The 18,388-nt window shown below is 51.8% G+C and carries 16 protein-coding genes, 2 tRNA genes and 2 pseudogenes; 10 read left to right on the forward strand and 10 right to left on the reverse strand.

Translation table 11 applies throughout. The features are described 5' to 3' along the window. Positions 1–65: 65 nt before the first annotated feature. Positions 66–1,016 (forward strand): HTH-type transcriptional regulator Cbl, encoded by a 951-nt coding sequence (cbl, locus tag AC5JPW_RS15280; RefSeq protein ID WP_494241631.1) that lies wholly within the window; start codon positions 66–68, stop codon positions 1,014–1,016. Between the two features lie 54 nt (positions 1,017–1,070). On the opposite strand, the pseudogene AC5JPW_RS15285 reads toward cbl, so the two are convergent. Next, a pseudogene (locus tag AC5JPW_RS15285) lies at positions 1,071–1,548 on the reverse strand (GNAT family N-acetyltransferase). Positions 1,549–1,643: 95 nt separating this feature from the next. On the opposite strand from AC5JPW_RS15285, the pseudogene AC5JPW_RS15290 reads away from it, so the two are divergent. Together AC5JPW_RS15290 and AC5JPW_RS15295 are read left to right on the forward strand one after the other, a co-directional pair. Further along, positions 1,644–2,559, forward strand: a pseudogene (locus tag AC5JPW_RS15290) (LysR family transcriptional regulator). A 257-nt stretch (positions 2,560–2,816) separates the two neighbouring features. Then, on the forward strand, positions 2,817–4,391 hold the full coding sequence (locus AC5JPW_RS15295; protein WP_494241633.1) for an esterase/lipase family protein: 1,575 nt from the start codon (positions 2,817–2,819) through the stop codon (positions 4,389–4,391). 66 nt (positions 4,392–4,457) lie between these two features. On the opposite strand, the gene AC5JPW_RS15300 is transcribed toward AC5JPW_RS15295, so the two are convergent. Both AC5JPW_RS15300 and mtfA read right to left on the reverse strand, forming a co-directional pair. Then, a tRNA-Asn gene (locus tag AC5JPW_RS15300) sits at positions 4,458–4,533 on the reverse strand. A 100-nt stretch (positions 4,534–4,633) separates the two neighbouring features. After that, a complete protein-coding gene (mtfA, locus tag AC5JPW_RS15305) occupies positions 4,634–5,431 on the reverse strand; it encodes a DgsA anti-repressor MtfA (RefSeq protein ID WP_494241635.1) in 798 nt (265 codons plus the stop codon). Between the two features lie 93 nt (positions 5,432–5,524). Here mtfA and AC5JPW_RS15310 point away from each other — a divergent pair. Further along, positions 5,525–5,614: transfer RNA gene (locus tag AC5JPW_RS15310), tRNA-Ser, on the forward strand. 134 nt (positions 5,615–5,748) lie between these two features. Here AC5JPW_RS15310 and AC5JPW_RS15315 read toward each other — a convergent pair. From AC5JPW_RS15315 to hflK, 4 genes are read right to left on the reverse strand one after another with little or no spacing between them, the layout of a single operon-like run. Continuing rightward, positions 5,749–7,698: a heavy metal translocating P-type ATPase gene (locus AC5JPW_RS15315; RefSeq protein ID WP_494241637.1), complete on the reverse strand. Its 1,950-nt coding sequence runs from the start codon at positions 7,696–7,698 to the stop codon at positions 5,749–5,751. After that, positions 7,695–8,765 carry an SPFH domain-containing protein gene (locus AC5JPW_RS15320; protein ID WP_494241639.1) on the reverse strand — a complete coding sequence of 357 codons (1,071 nt, stop codon included), beginning with the start codon at positions 8,763–8,765 and terminating at the stop codon, positions 7,695–7,697. The genes AC5JPW_RS15315 and AC5JPW_RS15320 overlap by 4 nt, the downstream gene beginning before the upstream one ends. Continuing rightward, positions 8,762–9,721, reverse strand: a complete 960-nt coding sequence (gene hflC / locus AC5JPW_RS15325; protein WP_494241640.1) for a protease modulator HflC — start codon at positions 9,719–9,721, stop codon at positions 8,762–8,764. The genes AC5JPW_RS15320 and hflC overlap by 4 nt, the downstream gene beginning before the upstream one ends. Positions 9,722–9,759: 38 nt before the next feature. Next, the gene (gene hflK, locus AC5JPW_RS15330) at positions 9,760–11,658 is read right to left on the reverse strand and encodes a protease modulator HflK (RefSeq protein WP_494241642.1); all 1,899 of its coding nucleotides are present in this window, start codon (positions 11,656–11,658) and stop codon (positions 9,760–9,762) included. Between the two features lie 313 nt (positions 11,659–11,971). Between hflK and AC5JPW_RS15335 the strand changes: the two genes are divergently transcribed. Further along, a complete protein-coding gene (locus tag AC5JPW_RS15335; protein WP_494241643.1) occupies positions 11,972–12,226 on the forward strand; it encodes a hypothetical protein in 255 nt (84 codons plus the stop codon). Between the two features lie 123 nt (positions 12,227–12,349). Next, entirely contained in the window at positions 12,350–12,844 is a 495-nt protein-coding gene (locus AC5JPW_RS15340; protein WP_494241645.1) for a DedA family protein, read from the forward strand. Between the two features lie 26 nt (positions 12,845–12,870). Here AC5JPW_RS15340 and AC5JPW_RS15345 read toward each other — a convergent pair whose 3' ends face one another. After that, positions 12,871–13,620, reverse strand: a complete 750-nt coding sequence (locus AC5JPW_RS15345; protein ID WP_494241646.1) for an SDR family oxidoreductase — start codon at positions 13,618–13,620, stop codon at positions 12,871–12,873. Positions 13,621–13,720: 100 nt separating this feature from the next. Between AC5JPW_RS15345 and AC5JPW_RS15350 the strand changes: the two genes are divergently transcribed. Then, entirely contained in the window at positions 13,721–14,080 is a 360-nt protein-coding gene (locus tag AC5JPW_RS15350) for a winged helix-turn-helix transcriptional regulator (RefSeq protein ID WP_494241648.1), read from the forward strand. 42 nt (positions 14,081–14,122) lie between these two features. Here AC5JPW_RS15350 and AC5JPW_RS15355 read toward each other — a convergent pair whose 3' ends face one another. Continuing rightward, on the reverse strand, positions 14,123–15,202 hold the full coding sequence (locus tag AC5JPW_RS15355) for a porin (RefSeq protein ID WP_494241649.1): 1,080 nt from the start codon (positions 15,200–15,202) through the stop codon (positions 14,123–14,125). A gap of 707 nt (positions 15,203–15,909) precedes the next feature. On the opposite strand from AC5JPW_RS15355, the gene drpB reads away from it, so the two are divergent. The 3 genes from drpB to AC5JPW_RS15370 are packed head-to-tail and all read left to right on the forward strand — an operon-like array spanning position 15,910 to position 17,401. Beyond that, the gene (gene drpB, locus AC5JPW_RS15360) at positions 15,910–16,170 is read left to right on the forward strand and encodes a cell division protein DrpB (protein WP_494241651.1); all 261 of its coding nucleotides are present in this window, start codon (positions 15,910–15,912) and stop codon (positions 16,168–16,170) included. A gap of 49 nt (positions 16,171–16,219) precedes the next feature. After that, positions 16,220–16,921 carry a phosphohydrolase gene (locus tag AC5JPW_RS15365; protein ID WP_494242369.1) on the forward strand — a complete coding sequence of 234 codons (702 nt, stop codon included), beginning with the start codon at positions 16,220–16,222 and terminating at the stop codon, positions 16,919–16,921. A gap of 18 nt (positions 16,922–16,939) precedes the next feature. Continuing rightward, positions 16,940–17,401 carry a very short patch repair endonuclease gene (locus AC5JPW_RS15370; protein ID WP_494241652.1) on the forward strand — a complete coding sequence of 154 codons (462 nt, stop codon included), beginning with the start codon at positions 16,940–16,942 and terminating at the stop codon, positions 17,399–17,401. Between the two features lie 7 nt (positions 17,402–17,408). Here the strand turns inward: AC5JPW_RS15370 and yedA are convergent, their stop codons facing one another. After that, positions 17,409–18,320, reverse strand: coding sequence for a drug/metabolite exporter YedA (gene yedA, locus AC5JPW_RS15375; protein ID WP_494241654.1), 912 nt, complete (start codon positions 18,318–18,320; stop codon positions 17,409–17,411). Positions 18,321–18,388 lie beyond the last annotated feature (68 nt).

Consider the following 18,388-nt stretch of genomic DNA (forward strand, 5'->3'; position numbering starts at 1 on the left):
TTATTTGTTCTCCCAGGCCTCAGACTTTAACAATAGCGTCATGTCTGATGGCCCTGGAGGGAAGGGTGAATTTCCAGCAACTGAAAATTATCCGGGAAGCGGCGCGCCGGGATTACAATTTAACCGAAGTCGCCAACATGCTTTATACATCGCAATCCGGTGTGAGTCGCCATATCCGTGAGCTTGAGGAAGAGCTGGGGATTGAGATTTTCATCCGTCGCGGTAAACGGCTGCTGGGAATGACCGAGCCGGGCAAAGCTCTGCTGGTCATCGCAGAACGTATCCTCAACGAGGCGAGCAATGTGCGTCGCCTTGCTGACCTCTTCACTAACGACACCTCTGGTGTGTTAACCATCGCCACGACCCATACCCAGGCGCGCTATAGCCTGCCGTCGGTGATCAAATCATTCCGGGCACTCTTTCCGGAGGTCCGTCTTGAGCTGATTCAGGGAACGCCTCAGGAGATTGAAGCGTTGCTGCACAATGGTGGGGCGGATATCGGCATTGCCAGTGAACGCTTGAGCAATGACAGTACGCTGGCCGCCTTCCCGTGGTTCCGCTGGCATCACAGCTTGCTGGTGCCGCAGGATCACCCTTTGGCGCAATGTTCACCGTTGACACTGGAAGAGATCAGTCGCTGGCCGCTGATCACCTACCGGCAGGGCATTACCGGGCGTTCGCGCATCGACGAGGCATTTGGTCGTAAAGGGCTGCTGCCGGATGTCGTACTCAGCGCACAGGATTCTGATGTGATCAAAACCTATGTCGAGTTGGGGTTGGGTGTAGGGCTGGTTGCAGAACAGTCGAGCGGTGAAAACGAAGAGGGCAAACTGGTGCGGCTGGACACGCGTCATCTGTTTGATGCCAATACGGTCTGGCTGGGGTTGAAACGCGGTCAGTTGCAACGTAACTACGTCTGGCGTTTTATCGAACTCTGCAATGCGGGACTCTCGGTCGAAGACATCAAGCGCCAGGTGATGGAAGCCGACGAAGAGGCGATTGATTACCAGATTTAAAAAAATCCCCCGCAGCGGATGCCGTTACGGGGGATTTTTTCGTGCCGCTCTGGCTTACTCTGCGAATTTCAGCAGGGCCTCGCCATCCAGGCGATAGCGTACCCATTCGCTCTGCGGCAAAGCGCCGATGCTCAGATAAAAATCAATCGCAGGCTGATTCCAGTCGAGTACGCTCCACTCAAGACGCCCACATTTGCGCTGCACCGCACACTGCGCAATGTGCTTGAGCAGGGCTTTTCCTGCGCCCTGACCGCGGAAATCAGGTGAGATATACAAATCTTCCATATAAATGCCGTTGCGGCCAAGCCAGGTTGAATAGCTGGTAAAGAACACCGCATAGCCCGCAACCTTACCGTCGATTTCACAGATTAACGCTTCTGTTTTGCTGTCTTCAGCAAACAGCGTTGCTTTGATTTCATCCGGCTGTGGTCACCACTTCTTCGGGTGCTTTTTCATACACGGCCAGTTCATAAATCATATCGTAAATGGCTTGTGAGTCGGTCGGGCGGGCCTGGCGAATGGTGGTGCTCATCGTTTTTCCTGTTCTCTTTTCTGTTAGCTCAAAAAATTGATGACGCCAAGCATAAGCGTTATTGTAAAAAGAATTAAGTGCAATGAAATCACTGGTTGATGAATATTATGCATTCTGCTTTGCGGCGCCTGGATTTAAACCTGTTACCGGTCTTCGATGCGATTTATCGCCACCGCTCCGTCAGACTGGCGGCAGAGGAACTGGCAATGAGCACTTCTGCCTTAAGCCATGCGTTGTCGAGACTGCGTGTTACCCTCAACGATCCGCTTTTTTATCGCGAAGGTCACATGATGTGCCCGAGCGTCTATGCGACTTCGCTCGCACCGTCGATTGCCTCATCGCTTAAGTTTCTGAATCAGGAACTGACGCCACACCCCGTGTTTACGCCCTTAACCAGCACGGATTGCCTGCAAATTGCCATCACCGACTTTACCGCATTTTGTATCTTTCCGGCTTTGATGAACCGATTGCAGGAGACGGCACCCGGTCTGCGTTTTGAGCTGCGCTATCTGCCTCACAGTCCGGCGTTGACTGAATTGCTGGCCGGTGAGATTGACCTGGCGCTGGGATTCAGTGCGCACGGCGATGTGCAACAGCCGGAGCTTGATGAGATCAGCTGGTTCGACAGATGAGTATGTGGTCATCAGTCATCTTAACCGCACACGACTGACGCTTGATGACTATCTTGCCGCGCGCCATGTGGTGGTCACACCCTGGAATGAGAAGCAGGGGATTCTGGACGTACAATTGGAAAGCATGGGCTACTCGCGGCAGGTGACGGTAAAAACGCCGTCGATGCTGAGTGCGCCATTTATGGTAGCCGAAAGCGATCTGCTGATGGCCATTCCGCGTTATGCAGCGGAAAGGCTGTCTCTGGCAGCACCGGTCAAAATCTTCCAACTGCCGTTTGCCGTGCCAGCCTTTGATGTGAAGATTTATTCGCATAAACGAAGCGGTAAGCGAGGGGCGACTGACTGGTTGAAAGACGAATTGCTGGCATTGGCATTATGATAAATGCGACTTTGCTCAATATACCGCTCTGGTTAAGGGTACGCGCACTGGATATATTTGGACATATGTTGTAAATAGAGTTGTCTCGCAAGATTTAACTATTCAATCTTATTATGAATATTTTTAATTTTATAGTTTCAGCGAATTGAATTTGTTTATTAGCAAGTGGGTTTATAGCACTAATGTATTGATAATGTTGTATATGAAAATGATCAGTGTGTCGATTTTATTACAATGCAATCCATGAGGGTTATAAAATGGCAACGAAGCAATCGCAATCGTACCATCCAATAATATATGTAAGAGGTTTCGCCGCAACGCAAAGTGAAATAGAAGAGACAGTTGCAGATCCCTACATGGGATTTAATCTGGGCTCGACAAAATCACGTATGGCCTGGACCGGCGATGTTAAGCGCTTTTATTTTGAATCCCCTATTATTCGTCTTATGTCAGAACATGGCTATGCTGATGTATTCAATGAAGGGGAAGATCTTATCGCGTCTGACCGACCTGACACCGTTATTCCCTACAAGAGTATCGTTATCTACCGCTATTACGATGAAGCCAGTGAAGACTTCGGTAGTGGTAAGACACCACCCATTGAGCATTTTGCTACGGGATTAGGTGAGTTAATTTTGCGTCTGCGCGATAAAGTTTGTGCAAATAATGTAATTGATCCTGCTGAATTCAAAGTACATTTAGTCGCGCACTCAATGGGAGGGTTAATTTGCCGCGCTTTTTTGCAGAATTCAAAATTAAGTACCCCCGAAGCGCGTGCATTAGTGGATAAACTTTTTACTTATGCGACGCCGCACAATGGCATTGATATGCGAATTGTACGTAATGTCCCCGGATGGCTTTCCTTTGGTGATGCGAACAATTTCAATCGTGACAGAATGGCCGGTTATCTGGCTTTGCCAAAAAATAGCGACGATGTCTCGCTGGTCAACAATTTCCCGCCTGAGCGTATTTTCAATCTTATTGGGACGGATTCACGTGATTATACGGTAATGAAAGGACTGGCAGCCTGGGGGGCAGGGGAGGCAAGTGATGGTCTGGTACGCATTGATAATGCCACGACTCATGGGCCCGGGCCTGATGGCAAAGATGTGGGATCTCCGCGGGCCTTTGTTCACCGTAGCCACTCAGGTTACTACGGCATTGTGAATTCTGAAGAGGGCTACCAGAATCTTGTGCGCTTCCTGTTTGGGTCATTGCGGGTGGATGGCGTATTGCATATTGACGATATTTCACTTCCGACAGAAGTGATGACCGATCTTAAAGCGGGTAAAAATGTGAATGCTTCTTATCAGTTTGAAGTGGTGGTTAGCGTACGCGGCTGCCAGTGGCAAATGACGCGTCGCGAAACACGTGAAAATTCGGCAATATTCCGTACTTATGACGAGCTTTTTCCGGGAAAACCCGGCACAGTTCGCCCGCCCGATCGTAATCAAAGTCCCTATCTTTTCTCTCTGTTCCTGGATCCTGCGAAAAGCGTTAAAGCCTCCGGCTCAGTCAGCTTTGCCCTCGACCTTAAAGTTCTGGTGCCGGACTATGAGGTTGACGGGATACTCTTCCTGAAAAGGCACTACGAAGGAGGCTACATCATGAGGGAATTAATCCTGGTTGAGGCATTCCCTGATGCCAATGCTCTGGGCGGCTGGCGTATCAAATATGGTTTTCAGGATGATAATCCAGGCAAACCTGGAGTGAGTGCGGAGACAAAAGCACTTGAAAATGGAGAGGGTATGTTCTTCGATATTCCCATCAAACAGAGAACGCGTCCAGGTCTGACGGGTGCTTTGCGTATTGAAGCTCGGCCGGCGAACTAAGCCTGTTCACGTAAAACAGGCGACAAAAAGCCCGCTTAAATTTCTTTAAGCGGGCTTCTCTAAATTTGGCTCCTCTGACTGGACTCGAACCAGTGACATACGGATTAACAGTCCGCCGTTCTACCGACTGAACTACAGAGGAATCGTGTGAACGGGGCGCATATTACTTGCCACGTTCATGTGTGTCAACGCTAAATTTAACCTACTGATTCAATTGATTAATTAAACCGCAGGCTGCCGTTTTAGTGTACGCGGTTCACTTGCTCATCAGACGAAAAAGGCCTGTCGCGCAAGCGGGTTAGCGGGTCCTGGCCATAAAACGCGCAGAAACGCTGCCAGAGTAACGGGAACCGTGGGGCAAACAACTCGGGGGCACTGAAAAAGTACTCCGACAGTACCGCGAAACATTCTGCTGGATCGGTTGCTGCATAGGCGTCAATACTGGCCGCGCTTTCTCCCACCAGATCGATCTCATCCTGGATATTATCCATTGCGGCATGCAGGTCGTGTTCCCAGCCAGCCACTTCACGCAGCGCAATGAGGGGAATACCGTTGGTACGGTCGCCGTTACGTGCATCAAGTTTATGCGCAACTTCATGAATAATGAGATTGAAGCCGGAGGCATCGAACGAATCCTGAATATCGAGCCAGTTCAGCACAATGGGACCTTGCTGCCAACTCTGACCGGATTGCACCATGCGCTGGTTATGCACCAGGCCAATGTCATCTTCCCATTCATCATCAACGATGAAAGGTGCGGGGTAGATGAGCACTTCATGGAAACCGTCGAGCCATTCGAGGCCCAGCGTCAGCACCGGGAGGCAAAAAATCAGCCCAATGCGTGCGCTCTTCAGTGCATCGAGTTCGAAACCTTGCAATGCGACCAACCGTTTTTGCTGTAAAAAACGGTCAGCCAACTGCACCAGTTTCGCTTGTTCTTCTAACGTAAGATTCGCTAACACAGGAATATTTAGCGCATCTTCCCATGGAAATTCATCATCATGGGCGGTGTCTTTCGTTTTCCAGGGCCACTTTATCATCGCTTCGCTCGCAAACTCGCCACTTGAACCCATTTAGTGGGACAGGGTCTGTTAAAATGCCAAATAACCTGGCATGATGGCAACCATCTAAACGGAGAGATGCCGGAGCGGCTGAACGGACTAGTCTCGAAAACTAGAGTAGGGGCAACTCTACCGGGGGTTCAAATCCCCCTCTCTCCGCCACTTCTTGTTGATTTCTTTCCGGAAATCCCTCGTTTGCACAACATGAATGTTACACATCATGGATAATTCTGTCATGTGCACACATCTCATAAACGTAACGCAATCTACGCTTTTCTCATCCGGGCATCTTTGCCCTAACTGAATTCTGTTGTTGCGCGCGTTGTTGTGTGCGGCTTGGTGTCACGCTCGTCAAACTGCAACAGGCGCCCCGTGTTCAATAACACCAGCAGCGTGCTGATGTTGTGCAGGATGGCAGCGATCAACGCACCCGCGACGCCGAGTAATCCCAGAGCCGCGGCGATGACGATAAGAATCGTCCAGCCTAAACCGATAAACACGTTGACCTGAAGCGTGGCCCGGCAACGGCGGCTTAACCGAACGGCGGTGGCCAGGCGGCGTAAATCACTGCCGGTCAGAACGACGTCGGCTGAAGCCAGAGCGATATCCGCCCCGTTGCTGCCCATTGCCACGCCAACGGCGCCTGCTTTTAAGGCCAGCGCGTCATTAATGCCATCGCCGACCACCATCGGCCGCCAGCCCTCATCCACAAGCTGATTCACCTGACGTAATTTTTCTGCCGGGAGCGCCTCGGCCGTGATTTCATCTGTACCGGCCAGTGCCGCAATGCGCTGTGCCGCCGCCAGGCGGTCGCCGGTCAGTAAGTGTTGCCTGTCAATACCGAGGGTTCTCAGCGCCGCCATCGCTTCGGGTGCCTCAGGGCGAAGTGTGTCATCCAGCAGAAACCATCCCAGAAAAACGCCGTCTTCAGATAAGCCAACGACGGGGCCGTCGTGCGCGGGCAGAGGTGAGACCGCAATCTTATGGCGCTCGAACAGTGCGTAGCGCCCCAAAAGAACGTGCCCGGCTTCAGTATTCGCAGCAATGCCAAGCCCCTGGATCTCCTCGACGTTCTCTAACGGGATAGTGCGACTGGCCGGAATTGAATCTGCCAGCGCCCGGCTGACCGGATGATTACTTGTCGCACCGACTGCGCGAGCCAGTTGCAACACGGCGTCCTGAGCACGCCCGGTAGTCAGACTGACACCTGCCAGCCGCAAATGGCCTTCGGTGAGGGTACCGGTCTTATCAATAATGACCGCATCGACATCCGCCAGCTCTTCAAGAAAAGCGGCATTACGGATCAGAATGCCGTGGCGAGCGGCTACCGCGATACCTGCCATCGATGTGGCAGGTGCGGAGAGCACCAGCGCACAGGGGCAGGCTGCGACCAGTACGGCCAGCATGGCCTGACTGTCGTAAGTTAAAAACCATGTTGTGGCCGCAATCAGTAAAACCAGGATCAGATAGTGACCCGCGTAGCGCTCTAGCATCCTCGTGATGGGAGGTTTCGCCTGCTCAGCGTCTTTCATCAACGCAATCACTTTCCCGAGCGTTGACTGTTCACCCGTGTGGGTGACCTCCATGCGCAGCAGACCGTTCAGATTGAGCGTGCCGCCAAAAATGGCCATCCCGGGTGAGACCTCCTGTGGGAGTGACTCGCCGGTTATCGAGGCTACATCAAGGCTGGCATGCCCGGAAAGCACACGACCATCGGCCGGAACCTGGTCGCCCGGACGGATTTCAACAATGTCTCCGGCTTGCAAATGCTGGCTGGTGATGCGCTCAAGCGAACCATCCGCACAAACTCGTCTTGTCTGGCTGTGGGTCAGTTTGCTTAACCCCGCAATCGCCTGACGGGTGCCCATCACGCTGCGTTCTTCAAGAATATGGCCAAAAATCATGATAACAGGCAGCAGCGCAGCGGTGACCAAATCGCCCAGCGACCAGGCGCCCAACATGGCCAGTACGATAAGCAGGTCGGTCACACCATGAAGATCGGGATGCAGCAGGCTGTGCCAGCCCGCGCGAAACACGGGAACGGCGACCAGCAACCAGGCGACACCGGCCAGAATATCGCTAATGGCCGGTTGTTCTGGTGCTACGCTGCGCCAGATAAGGCTCAGCACTAGCAGCCCGATGGTGAGCATGGCGAGCGTGAGTTGACGTGACATCCGTTGCTGCTCTGTCGGGGTTTGCAGCGTCTCACCAAAATGAATATGTCCGTGTCCACATGAATGACTCATGGCTTTTTCTCGCTGGCGACAGAAGGAAGGGGTTGTGAGGTTGGGCCCTGGAGAATCAGGTGACTGTCTTCGCCTGGCGCGACGGTAATGACTTGTCCGGCCTGGGCCAAAATCCGTGACACCCGGTCACGCCAGAGGCGTTGAAGTAACCCGCCATCTTTACCGTCACGCTGAGCCTGCGCGAGTTGCTGAATAGTCTGGGTGTCGATGTTGGCCCTGGCCAGCGTCTCCTCCCGGCTGGCTTGTGCCTGTTGCAGTACCCGATCAACCTGCTGCTGCGCCTGTTGTGCACGCAGTGTCGCGTCGGTATGTGCGGCTGCGATTGCCTGATCGGCCTGCTGACTGGCCGTCAGTACCGCATTGAAGGCAGTGACGGCGTTGTTCGGTAATGAAGAGGCAATATCGATACGCTCAATGGTGATGCCAGGGTCATTACCCTCGGCAGCCATTCTGGCAAGACTCTGCGTCAGGGCTTGTTTGAAATCACTGCGCAAGCGCGAACGTTCTTCTGCGGCGTGCTGATCGTTCTGCAGCATCTCCGGGCGTGCGACGAGAATGGTATCCAGATCGCGCCCTGCACATACTACCGTGGCGGCACGTTCAGCAAGACGATCAATCAGAGGAGCGATATGCGAACGCTGAAGCGCAAAACGAACCGGATCGCTGACCCGCCAGAAGACGCGGACGTCCAGTTGTACCACGCCCGCATCGCCCGTCAGCAGATAACCTGCGCCCGCACCGGCATCGCCACTGCGTTCCCAGTTGTTGACCTGCTCTAACTGGCGGGCGCGTTGCAGTACCAACACATCATGTTCGAGGATCCGTTCTGCGGCAGGGACAAGCTCGACACTGTCTACGGGATGTGGCCAGGCCAACAGCAAACCCGCGTTGACGACGCGCGTTGGATTGCCGAAATGAAAGACCACCGCACGGCTGTCTGCAGTCACCTCATGAACACAGGAAAAGAGCCATGCCAGCGCCGCAAGCAGGGCTGTGCCGTATAAGCCAAAAAAGGCGATACGGTAAGACTGGCCCCAGGGTGTCGGCTTCAACGGAGCGTGTCTCATTGCGGGTTTGCCTCTTTTGCGGGCGTGGGGCCCTGAACCAGAGTGCGGAAAGGTTCTGCATCGGTGCGCAACACGATTCGGGTATTGCCATTCACGATGGTGCTGAGCGTATCCAGTGACCGCAGCAGCTCATACAATTGAGGGTCGCTTGCCCAGGTCTTACCATAGATTGCCGCGGCATCACGCTGTGCTTCGGCGGTAATAGTCGCGGCCTTCACAGAGGCATCTGCCTCCAGAATGCGGGCATCCTTGTCGGCTTTGGCATGGATTTCCGCCGCCTGGCGTTTTCCTTCTGCAGTGCGCTCGGTGGCGATGGTCTCGCGTTCAGCACGCATCCGATCAACGGTGGCATTGAGCGTGACAGCGGGGAGTGTCAGACGCTCAATCCCCGTCTGGATAACATCAATCCCGTAACTGTTCAGAAGCTGTGCCTGAAGCTGGGTCTGAAGCTGTTGTTCAAGCTGGGCAATTTTGATCTGCTTGCTGTCGACATTCACGATATCGGCGAGAAGGTAGTTGCTGGTGGTTGTCTCCAGTGCGGAGCCAATAAAGGTGCGGATCTGTCGGGCGGCTTCATCCGGCTGATTTTGTACCGCACGAATGAAACGCAGGACGTGTGTGTCATCAGGTTTGACTCGCCAGATGACCCAGGCTTGCACCAGCACGCGTAATCCATCGCGGGTGCCCACATCCTGCAGACCACTGGAGGTGGATCGCATCCGCAAATCGACATTCAGCGGTGTTTCAAAAGGAGCCGGAAGGCGCCAGGAAAGGCCCGGATTGAGCAACACTCTGACGGGATCACCAAATCGGGTGACAACCGTTGCCTCGCCAGCGCGCACATCCAGCAACGTGGCGGTCAGGAGCGCAAGCACCACCAGCAGTAATGCAACGCCAATGCGCAGGGCGTGTATGCGACGTTGCGGGGAGGACGGAAGTCTATGTTGTTTGCCCACTTTTGAGGCCGTTGAGGCTGAGGTTATCGTGTGGATCTTCATTTTGTACCGGCCTTTTGCGCTGCGGTGCTGTCAGGTAAGTCGGCATACTGGCGAAAATCCAGTACGGGTTTACTTGTATCCGGAAGGTGGTTATCCAGGATTAAGAGCGGCGCATGCGCCAGCGTCTGGCTGAGAATTTGATAGCGTCTTTCCAGCAGGAAGGCGTTCCCGGCCTGCTGCCATGCCTGATGTTCGGCAGCAAAATGGGTGGATTCAGCTTTGGCCTGAGCGAGATTTTCCGCAGCACGAGCCTCTGCGTCATGGATAAGCGTAAGTGCTTTATTTTGCGCGTCGTTGTTTACTACAGCGGCATAGCCCTTTTCACGGGCAATCACCGCGTTTTCGGAAATTTGTGCGGCCTGGACGCCGTGCCAGGCATCAGCAGCACCCGCGGGGGGGTGGATAGCTTCAATGCGTGTGAAGAGCAGTTCAACGCCGGTATTGAGTGCACTGAGTCGCCGCTGAATTTTCTGATTGAGCACACCCGCTAACGTTGCCTGCTGCCCGGTAAGCAGGTCATCCAGTTGCGCGCTGGCAAACTGTTTCACCAGCACCTGGCGCGCAATGCCACGAATAAGTTCAGGCAGTTGATCGGTCTGATACTGACTGTTGAGTGCATCACTGTCCGTTAAACCCACGCGCCAGATCAAACGAATGTCCATGTTCACTATCTGAAAGTTCTGGCTGCCCGAGGCGGTGCTGGCGATCACCTGCGACTGATCCGCTGCATGGCTGCTATCCCAGAGACGCCAGCTGCTTTGAGGGGCCGGTCCCTCTGCATCACTTTGATCACGAGATGCCTTCGTTTTCTCGGTAAGATCCCCGAGTTGTAATTCGTGCACCGCACCATTTTCAATGGTAATCACCCGGCCAAAAGGCCAGGGCAAACCAGTGTGCAAGCCGGGGGAGAGGACATCAACCGGCCGACCAAATCGTTCATAGATGCCGCGCTGGTGCAGGGGAATTTCTGTGAGGCCACTGAGTAGCCAGCCGAGCATCACCATCAGACAAGTCACGGGTACCAGCCGTCTGCCTATCAGACGAAATGCCTGAATGCGGGCAAGATCGACCCCGAAGCGCGATTTTATGGCCTCGAGGAGTAAATGAAGTGGACGTAATGGCCAGTGATAAAGTGCTGTGAGCATGCTACGGGTAAGAAAGGCGGGTGTGTTATTCAGGGGAGATGGCGTCCCCATGTTTGCCAGTGACCTCAGCAAATACTCCAGCGAGATAAACAGTACAAGTACGCTGCTTAACTTAATGAGCACCAGTGCCAGCAGGGGAAAAACAGCGGTGCTGAGCAGTGACGTGGTCAACAGAACAAGCAGGCTCAGTATCACACGTGCAATGCCAATGTGGTCCCGCTGAAAATGCAGATTGCGCAGTGGCTTAAAACTCAGCAGTCGCTCGATAACCAGCGTGGCAAAGCAGAGTGAGAGGAGCAGGCCGACACCCACCAGATTCAGCGTGCTAATGTCCACGAGCGTTGCGGTATCCGCAATGTTGAGGACAGCGAATACCAGAGCTGCAAGTGAAGCCAGCATGGTAATGAACAGATGTTGCTGCACCCGCATAAGCCAGGCGTCTAAACCCGGTGGCAGGAAACGGCGCCGTAAGGTGGGAGATATTTCTTCGGTGCTGCCGGACGGTTCCAGGGCAATCGTGGCATGACAGCGCAAGGAATTCTCGACAAATGCCAGCAACAGGCAGGCAATGCCAAGCACCGAACGCAGGGCGTACAGCCAGTTATCTGCTCCTGAGAACAGATGTATAAAAAGATAAACGGCCCCGGCAGGTAACAAAACGCAGTAGAGGCAGGTCTGTAAAATCAGCAGACGCGGGTACACAGGATTGGCCTGATGGCGATGCTCAGGCGTGGGTGATTGCGGCCCCATAAACTCTCCAGTTTCTTCGTTTATGTTCATATCAATTCAGCACAGCGTATAAGTCGTGACTAAAACGAAGAACTGACGAATTCTTAATGTTATAAAATAACATTTACAATCTATACAAAGCGTCCATTAATTCGTTTCTGACTGTTTCTTCTCGTAAAAGATTTTCTTCAGATTGGGGGGAGGCTTCGCGCTGAAAAGCCAGGGAGGAGGTGCTCAAACATTCATGACATAAATTTTAAAGTTTAAATTCTGTTACTCTGGGTTATGTTATCTTATAACAAATCAAGGTTGTTCCCCTTCGAGGTTATTAGCTATGCAAGTTACTCAGATTCTGGCTTTTTCGTTAGCGGTGGTTTCCAGCAGTGCGATGGCCTTTCAGGCGAAGACTAACGACGCGAGTACCTTTTCGCGTGAACAGGTTCGCAGTGTGGAATATGCGATTTATGGCCGGGGCGCGGCTATCCCGGCAACAAACCAGAACCGGGGAGTGCCGGGCACCTGTGCGGCAGTGCCAGTAAACGGCTGCGGCTGTCCGTTCTGTACACAACTGCGTAACCAACAGATCTAAGCATTGTTCGCCACTTGCAAACGCCTTTCTCGTTGAACCCCTATTTAGACGTAAACCGGTTAAATAGTATCACCAACGGATTTTTCGAGTGAAAGCGGGGCAGGGATGGAGTGGTTAAACAGTATGCTTACTCATTTTGCGTCACATCCGGCGCAGATGTTCGCTTTACTGTTTATTATTGCATTCGCTAAATCGACGATACTTATTTCAACTTTTCTTCCGCCTGCCTCGGTGATGTTATTAAGCGGGCTTGCTATCAGTCACACCAGTCTGCATCCCGTGGTCGCCTGGTCTGGGGTTATGGCTGGCGCGACTGTGGGCTCGATAGTGAATTTTCAACTCGGACGGGCAATGGCTTGTCGCGCACGTTTTGGACGTATGCGCCATGCCGATAAACTGTTGTTGGTGCAAAATCGACTGCAGCGCAATGCAATATGGGTCATCTTCACCTCGCGTTTCATTGCTCTGTTACGCTATCTGGTGCCATTAGCCGCAGGCACATTGAGCGTGCCTGCATGGCAGGTTTATAGCGCCAGTCTGGCCTCATCCGCTTTATGGGCTGCAATACTAACGGGTGCTGCGCATGGCGTTGGAGTGCTCATTCCGTCTCTCATTTAACGAGAGCATACTGAAGTGAACCATCATTACAAACTCCCGGTCCCGCCATCGACCAGCAATTCCGTCCCTACCGTATAAGTCGACTCGTCAGAGGCAAGATAGAGCGCTGCTTTTGCCAGTTCCGTTACCGTCCCCATCCGTTTGAGTGGTACCAGACTGGCAATGTCACTCTGTAATGCACGCAGTGCATCATCGCTCAGTCCGAGTTTGCCTAACGCCGGTGTTTCAACCGGCCCTGGGCTCAGGCCGTTCACGCGCACACCGAGTGAGATCCATTCAGCTGAGAGCGTGCGGGCCAGCGACAAGAGTCCTGCTTTACTGGCGGCGTAGACGCTGCTGGTGGGCAAACCGATACGTGCACTGACCGACCCACACAAGATGACGGATGAGGGATTATTGAGTAGCGGCAGAAGGGCTTGCAGTAAGAAAAAAGGCCCTTTGAGGTTTGTTTGCATCAAACGGTCCCATTTCGCTTCGTCCCACTCTTCGATAAGCCCGTGTGTGACATCCCCCGCATTAACAAATACGGCGTCCAGGCGTGGCCAGCGCGTAGCAAGCGTTTGTGCCAGTTGCTTCTGCGAGACAATATCTCCAGCATCTGCGGCGATCACCCAGGCATTCTCCCCGAGGATGCGTTGTGCGTCGGCGAGGGTTTCAGGATTACGCCCGGTCACCGCAATCTGAGCGCCCTGAGCAATGAATTCCTGCGCCGTTGCCAGCCCGATGCCGCTGGTCCCGCCGGTAATAAGCGTATATTTGTTTGCTAAACGTCCCATGACGTTCTCCTGAGTTGTGGCTGGAGAAAGCACTATAGAAACGTTACTATCCAAAGGAAACCAGGTACCAAGTGGATACTAATGATGCGAAGGGTGTGCTATGGCTGAATTACTCATATGTGATGATGAAAAAAAATGTGACCACGAAGAGTGCCCCATGACCAGCTTTGTGGGGCTGGTATCGGGAAAATGGGCAATACCGATTCTGTATCGCCTGATTGTGTTAAACACACCGGTGCGATTCGGTGAATTGCTCAGAGCGGCAGCGCCGATCACGCAGAAGGAACTGACAAAACAATTACGCCAGTTTGAACAACGGGGTTTAGTTTCCCGGCAGGTCTATCCGGAAATTCCACCGCGTGTGGAGTATCAGATAACGGAACTGGGCCTGACGCTACAGAGTGCGCTTTCGCCTCTGGCAGAGTGGATGCGTGCTTATGGGCATAAACTCAAGCGCTAAAAAAGCCCGCAGTCTGCGGGCTTGAATGAGGTGGAGAAACAATCAGAACTGGTAAACGATACCCAGAGCGAACTGATCGTCTTTGTTGGTTTTGGTTTCTTTCACGTAATGGGTGTCATCCAGCAGGTTAAACTGATACGCCGCGTATACGTTCATGTTTTTATTGAAGTAGTACCAGGTGCCGACTTCAATGTAGTTCACGCGTGAAGCGTCACCGCCTTTGAAGTTGCCGCGACGGCTCAGGTCTTCCCCTTTTGAGTAAACGTAACCCAGGGATGGACGCAGGCCGAAGTCGAACTGATACTGAATAACGGCTTCAAAGTTCTGAGTTTTATTGGCAAACTGGTCATCTTTTTCAACTGTCATGTTACGGGTTTCGCCGTACATCATCGCAGCGTAGACGTTGTTGGCATCGTATTTCGCCGCGATGGACCAGACTTCGGCATTGTCGCCTTTGCGGTCAAAAGACTGTTCATCGGTACGGTCAGACTTGCCATAGGTAGCGGCAAAACCGAAACCGTCAAATTCATAGGAAGCAGACATGGCATAACCGTCACCATTCTGTTTTGTCACGCCACGTTCGCTGTCATTTTTCCCCTGGTACTGCAATGCCAGATTCAGGCCATCAACTTCACCGAAGAAATCGGTCACGCGATAAGTGGCAACCCCGTTGGTACGGCCGTTCATGTAGTTGTCTTTTGCAGCCCAGGAGTCACCACCCCATTCAACCAGCATATCGGTGTAAGCAGCCACATCGTAAGCCACGCCGTAGTTACGACCGTAATCAAAGGTGCCGTAGTTGGCAAACTTCAGACCGGCAAATGCAAGACGGGTATCTTCATTCTGCCCGCCTTCAGTTTGGCTGGCATCCATATTGTATTCCCACCGACCAAAGCCGATGAGTTCAGAGTTGATTTGGGTTTCACCTTTAATACCAATACGAGCGTATGACGTATCTTTGTTTTCACTGTTGCTGTTGTCGGTATTGCTCCAGATGCGCTCACCGACCACTTTGCCGTAGAAATCTACTTTGTTTCCGTTTTTGTTATAAATTTCTGCTGCATTTACTGAGCCTGCAGCTAATAACGCAGGAACTAAAATCGCCAGTACATTTCTTTTCATAATCTATTCCCTTAAGATCATCATTTATATTTATGCATATAACTTCATCCGAAATTACATGCTGATACTATTCGATTAAGTTCATTTCAATTTACGCCAAAAATGTAAAAAAATTAGTTTAAATATTGCAAAATGTTTCTGAATTAAATTGTATTTATATAGTAAATTCAATGTGTTGATGGTATTCGTTGAGTGAATGATACTGGGTTGATTTGCGTGATAAATAAGGTGTTGATTATTTTATTTATAAATAAAATGCTTTTTATGAATAATTTTTAAAATTATGTTTATTGCATTTATGAATGAGGTAAGAGACAAAAAAAAGCCCGGTGCTTATGCCGGGCGTTCCTGATTAGGGAAAAGAAGAGTGTTAGAAAATTCAGAAGCTATTTGATGAAAGTAGCGGATGGATAATGACATAAATAGGTCTTTAAATATAGTGGGTAAATTAACATCTTTTTTCATTTATATATTGAATGTGGAAATAAGAACCATTCAAGTAGTAAATTGATTGCTTGCGCTATGCTCAATTCAGTTTCAGTTGAGCAAGATCAATTTAACCTGACTTAAGTAAAACGTTCTGATTTAAACCCTTTGAAGGGAAATCAATGGCAGTGTAATGTGATGTAAATCACATTAATTATGAAATTTTGTTGTGTTGTTGCATGTCGAGTGAAAAAAGTTCGAAAAATAGGCAGAGCAAGAAAATGTTGGATCGTAGTTCGGGAGGTAAGCTGGCACTCTGGGTGTTCTGGTCCTTTTGTCTCTGGTTTATCTGTTTCGTTATTCAGTGCATCTGGCGGGTCAGCCAACCCAATTCAACGGCGGTTATTTTCTTTCCCGATAGCGGGGCATCAGCTATCGTGGAATGGTTGTGGCTAATATTAAGCCTTCTTACCGCCTGCATTGTTGGGGTTATCCTGGGGATGATTGCCTGGTACACCCGCCCACCACGCCCGAAGGCGTGAAAGGCCAACATAACCGGCATGTGTACACTTTTCTTTTAACGGACTGATGATGACATTAATGCAGTGGCAGCAGCGATTCGATGCGTGGTTGCATCAACACTATACCCAAGCTGATGCCGCCCACGATGCAACACATTTTCGTCGGGTTTGGCAAACTGCGCAGCATTTACTGGCAGGACAACATGCGGACGAACGGGTGATATTAGCAGCCTGCTATTTCCATGACATTGTCAGCCTGCCGAAAAATCACCCAGAACGCCAGATGGCTTCCCGCATGGCGGCGAAAAAAGCATGTGAAATCCTGGCCACCGATTTTCCCGATTTCCCGGCAGGTTGCTACAACGGCGTCTTGCATGCCATTGAGGCACATAGCTTCAGCGCAGGCATCCTACCGCTGACGCTGGAGGCGAAAATTGTCCAGGATGCGGATCGGCTTGAAGCTCTGGGTGCGATTGGCCTTGCACGTGTCTTTGCCGTCTCTGGTGCATTGGGTGTCGCGCTGTTTGACGGCAACGATCCATTTGCGGATGCGCGCGACCTTAACGATAAACAGTATGCTCTTGACCATTTTCGAACCAAGTTGCTTTCGCTCCCTCAAACCATGCAAACAGAAAAAGGGCGTGAACTTGCCTGTCACAATGCCAATTATCTGGTGCAGTTTATGGCGAAACTGTCGTCTGAACTGAAGGGTGATTTCTATGGCGTTGATGAAAGTGTGGTCCAGCGCTTTGGTCAGTCTTTACCGGACTGAACCCTACCGAGGTGATTAATGGCCGATGTTCATGACAAAGCAACCCGCAGTAAAAATATGCGTGCCATTGCCACCCGGGATACGGCAATCGAAAAACGGCTTGCAGCGTTACTGGGTAGCCTTGGTCTGAGCTACCGTGTCCAGGTGGCTGAACTGGCGGGGCGCCCCGATTTTGTACTGGATGACTATCATTGTGTGATCTTCACTCATGGCTGTTTCTGGCATCAACATCACTGTTATCTGTTCAAAGTCCCAGCGACGCGTACTGAGTTTTGGCTAGAGAAAATTGGGAAAAATGTTGAGCGTGACAAACGTGACATTAGCCAATTGCGCGAACAAGGGTGGCGGGTGCTGGTGGTCTGGGAATGTGCTTTACGCGGGCGTATGAAGCTAACCGACGTGGCATTAAATGAGCGGTTGGAAGAGTGGATCTGCGGGGGTGGAGATGCCGCGCAGATCGACACTCAAGGGATTCACTAAAAGCGTATTACTTTTGCACGTCGCAGGGAGTCACCACGGGACGGGCAGGGAGGAGATATTTCCCCAGTGTCACCAGCACCACCGCCAGAATAATGATACCCAATGCAATCCACTCTGTTGAAGAGAGGTATTCGCCGCCAAAGCCCGTCCCCAGTAACACGGCGACAACAGGGTTAACGTAGGCGTAGCTGGTTGCTACCGCAGGGCTGACGTTACGAATGAGATACATATAGGCATTAATGGCGATAATGGAACCAAAAAGTGCCAGATAACCGACGGCCAAAAAGCCTTCGGTCGTTGGCATGGTGGTCAGGCGTTCACCAGAGAGCAGAGAGGCGATCATCAACACAATACCCGCTGCCAGCATCTCAATTGCACCGGCCATCATCCCGGTGGGCAGTTCGATACGCGAACCGTATACGGAGCCAAACGCCCAGCTCATGGAGCCAATTAAAATCATCAGTGCCCCCCAGGGATTCCCGCTGAGGTTGCCTCCGCTGTTGAGTAAAATGATACCGGCCAGGCCAATCGCGATGCCCATCCACTCGAGCTTGCGCGTTTTAATACCAAAAAAGTGGCTAAAGCAAAGTGTGAACAGCGGGACGGTGGCGACCACAACGGCGGCGATGCCTGAAGGCACATTCTGATGTTCGGCGACGGTCACAAAGCCGTTGCCGACAGCCAGCAGAAGCACGCCGATCAGGGCCGCATTGAGCAGTGGACGCAGAGGAGGCAGTTTATGTCCGGTCAACAGCAAAAAGGCCGTCAGTAAAACGCCGGCTGAAAGAAAACGCGTACCTGCCATTAAAAACGGCGGCCAGCTTTCAACACCAATGCGAATAACGAAATAGGTGGAACCCCAAATAATATAAAGCGCAAAAAGTGCCCCCATTAATGGTAAAACTTGCCTGAAACGCATACTCCCTCACAGTGAAATAAAAAGGAAGCTCATAGTTAACGCCAAAACTATCGGCCTGGCGAGCGGTT

This window comes from Phytobacter sp. (genome assembly GCF_059074235.1).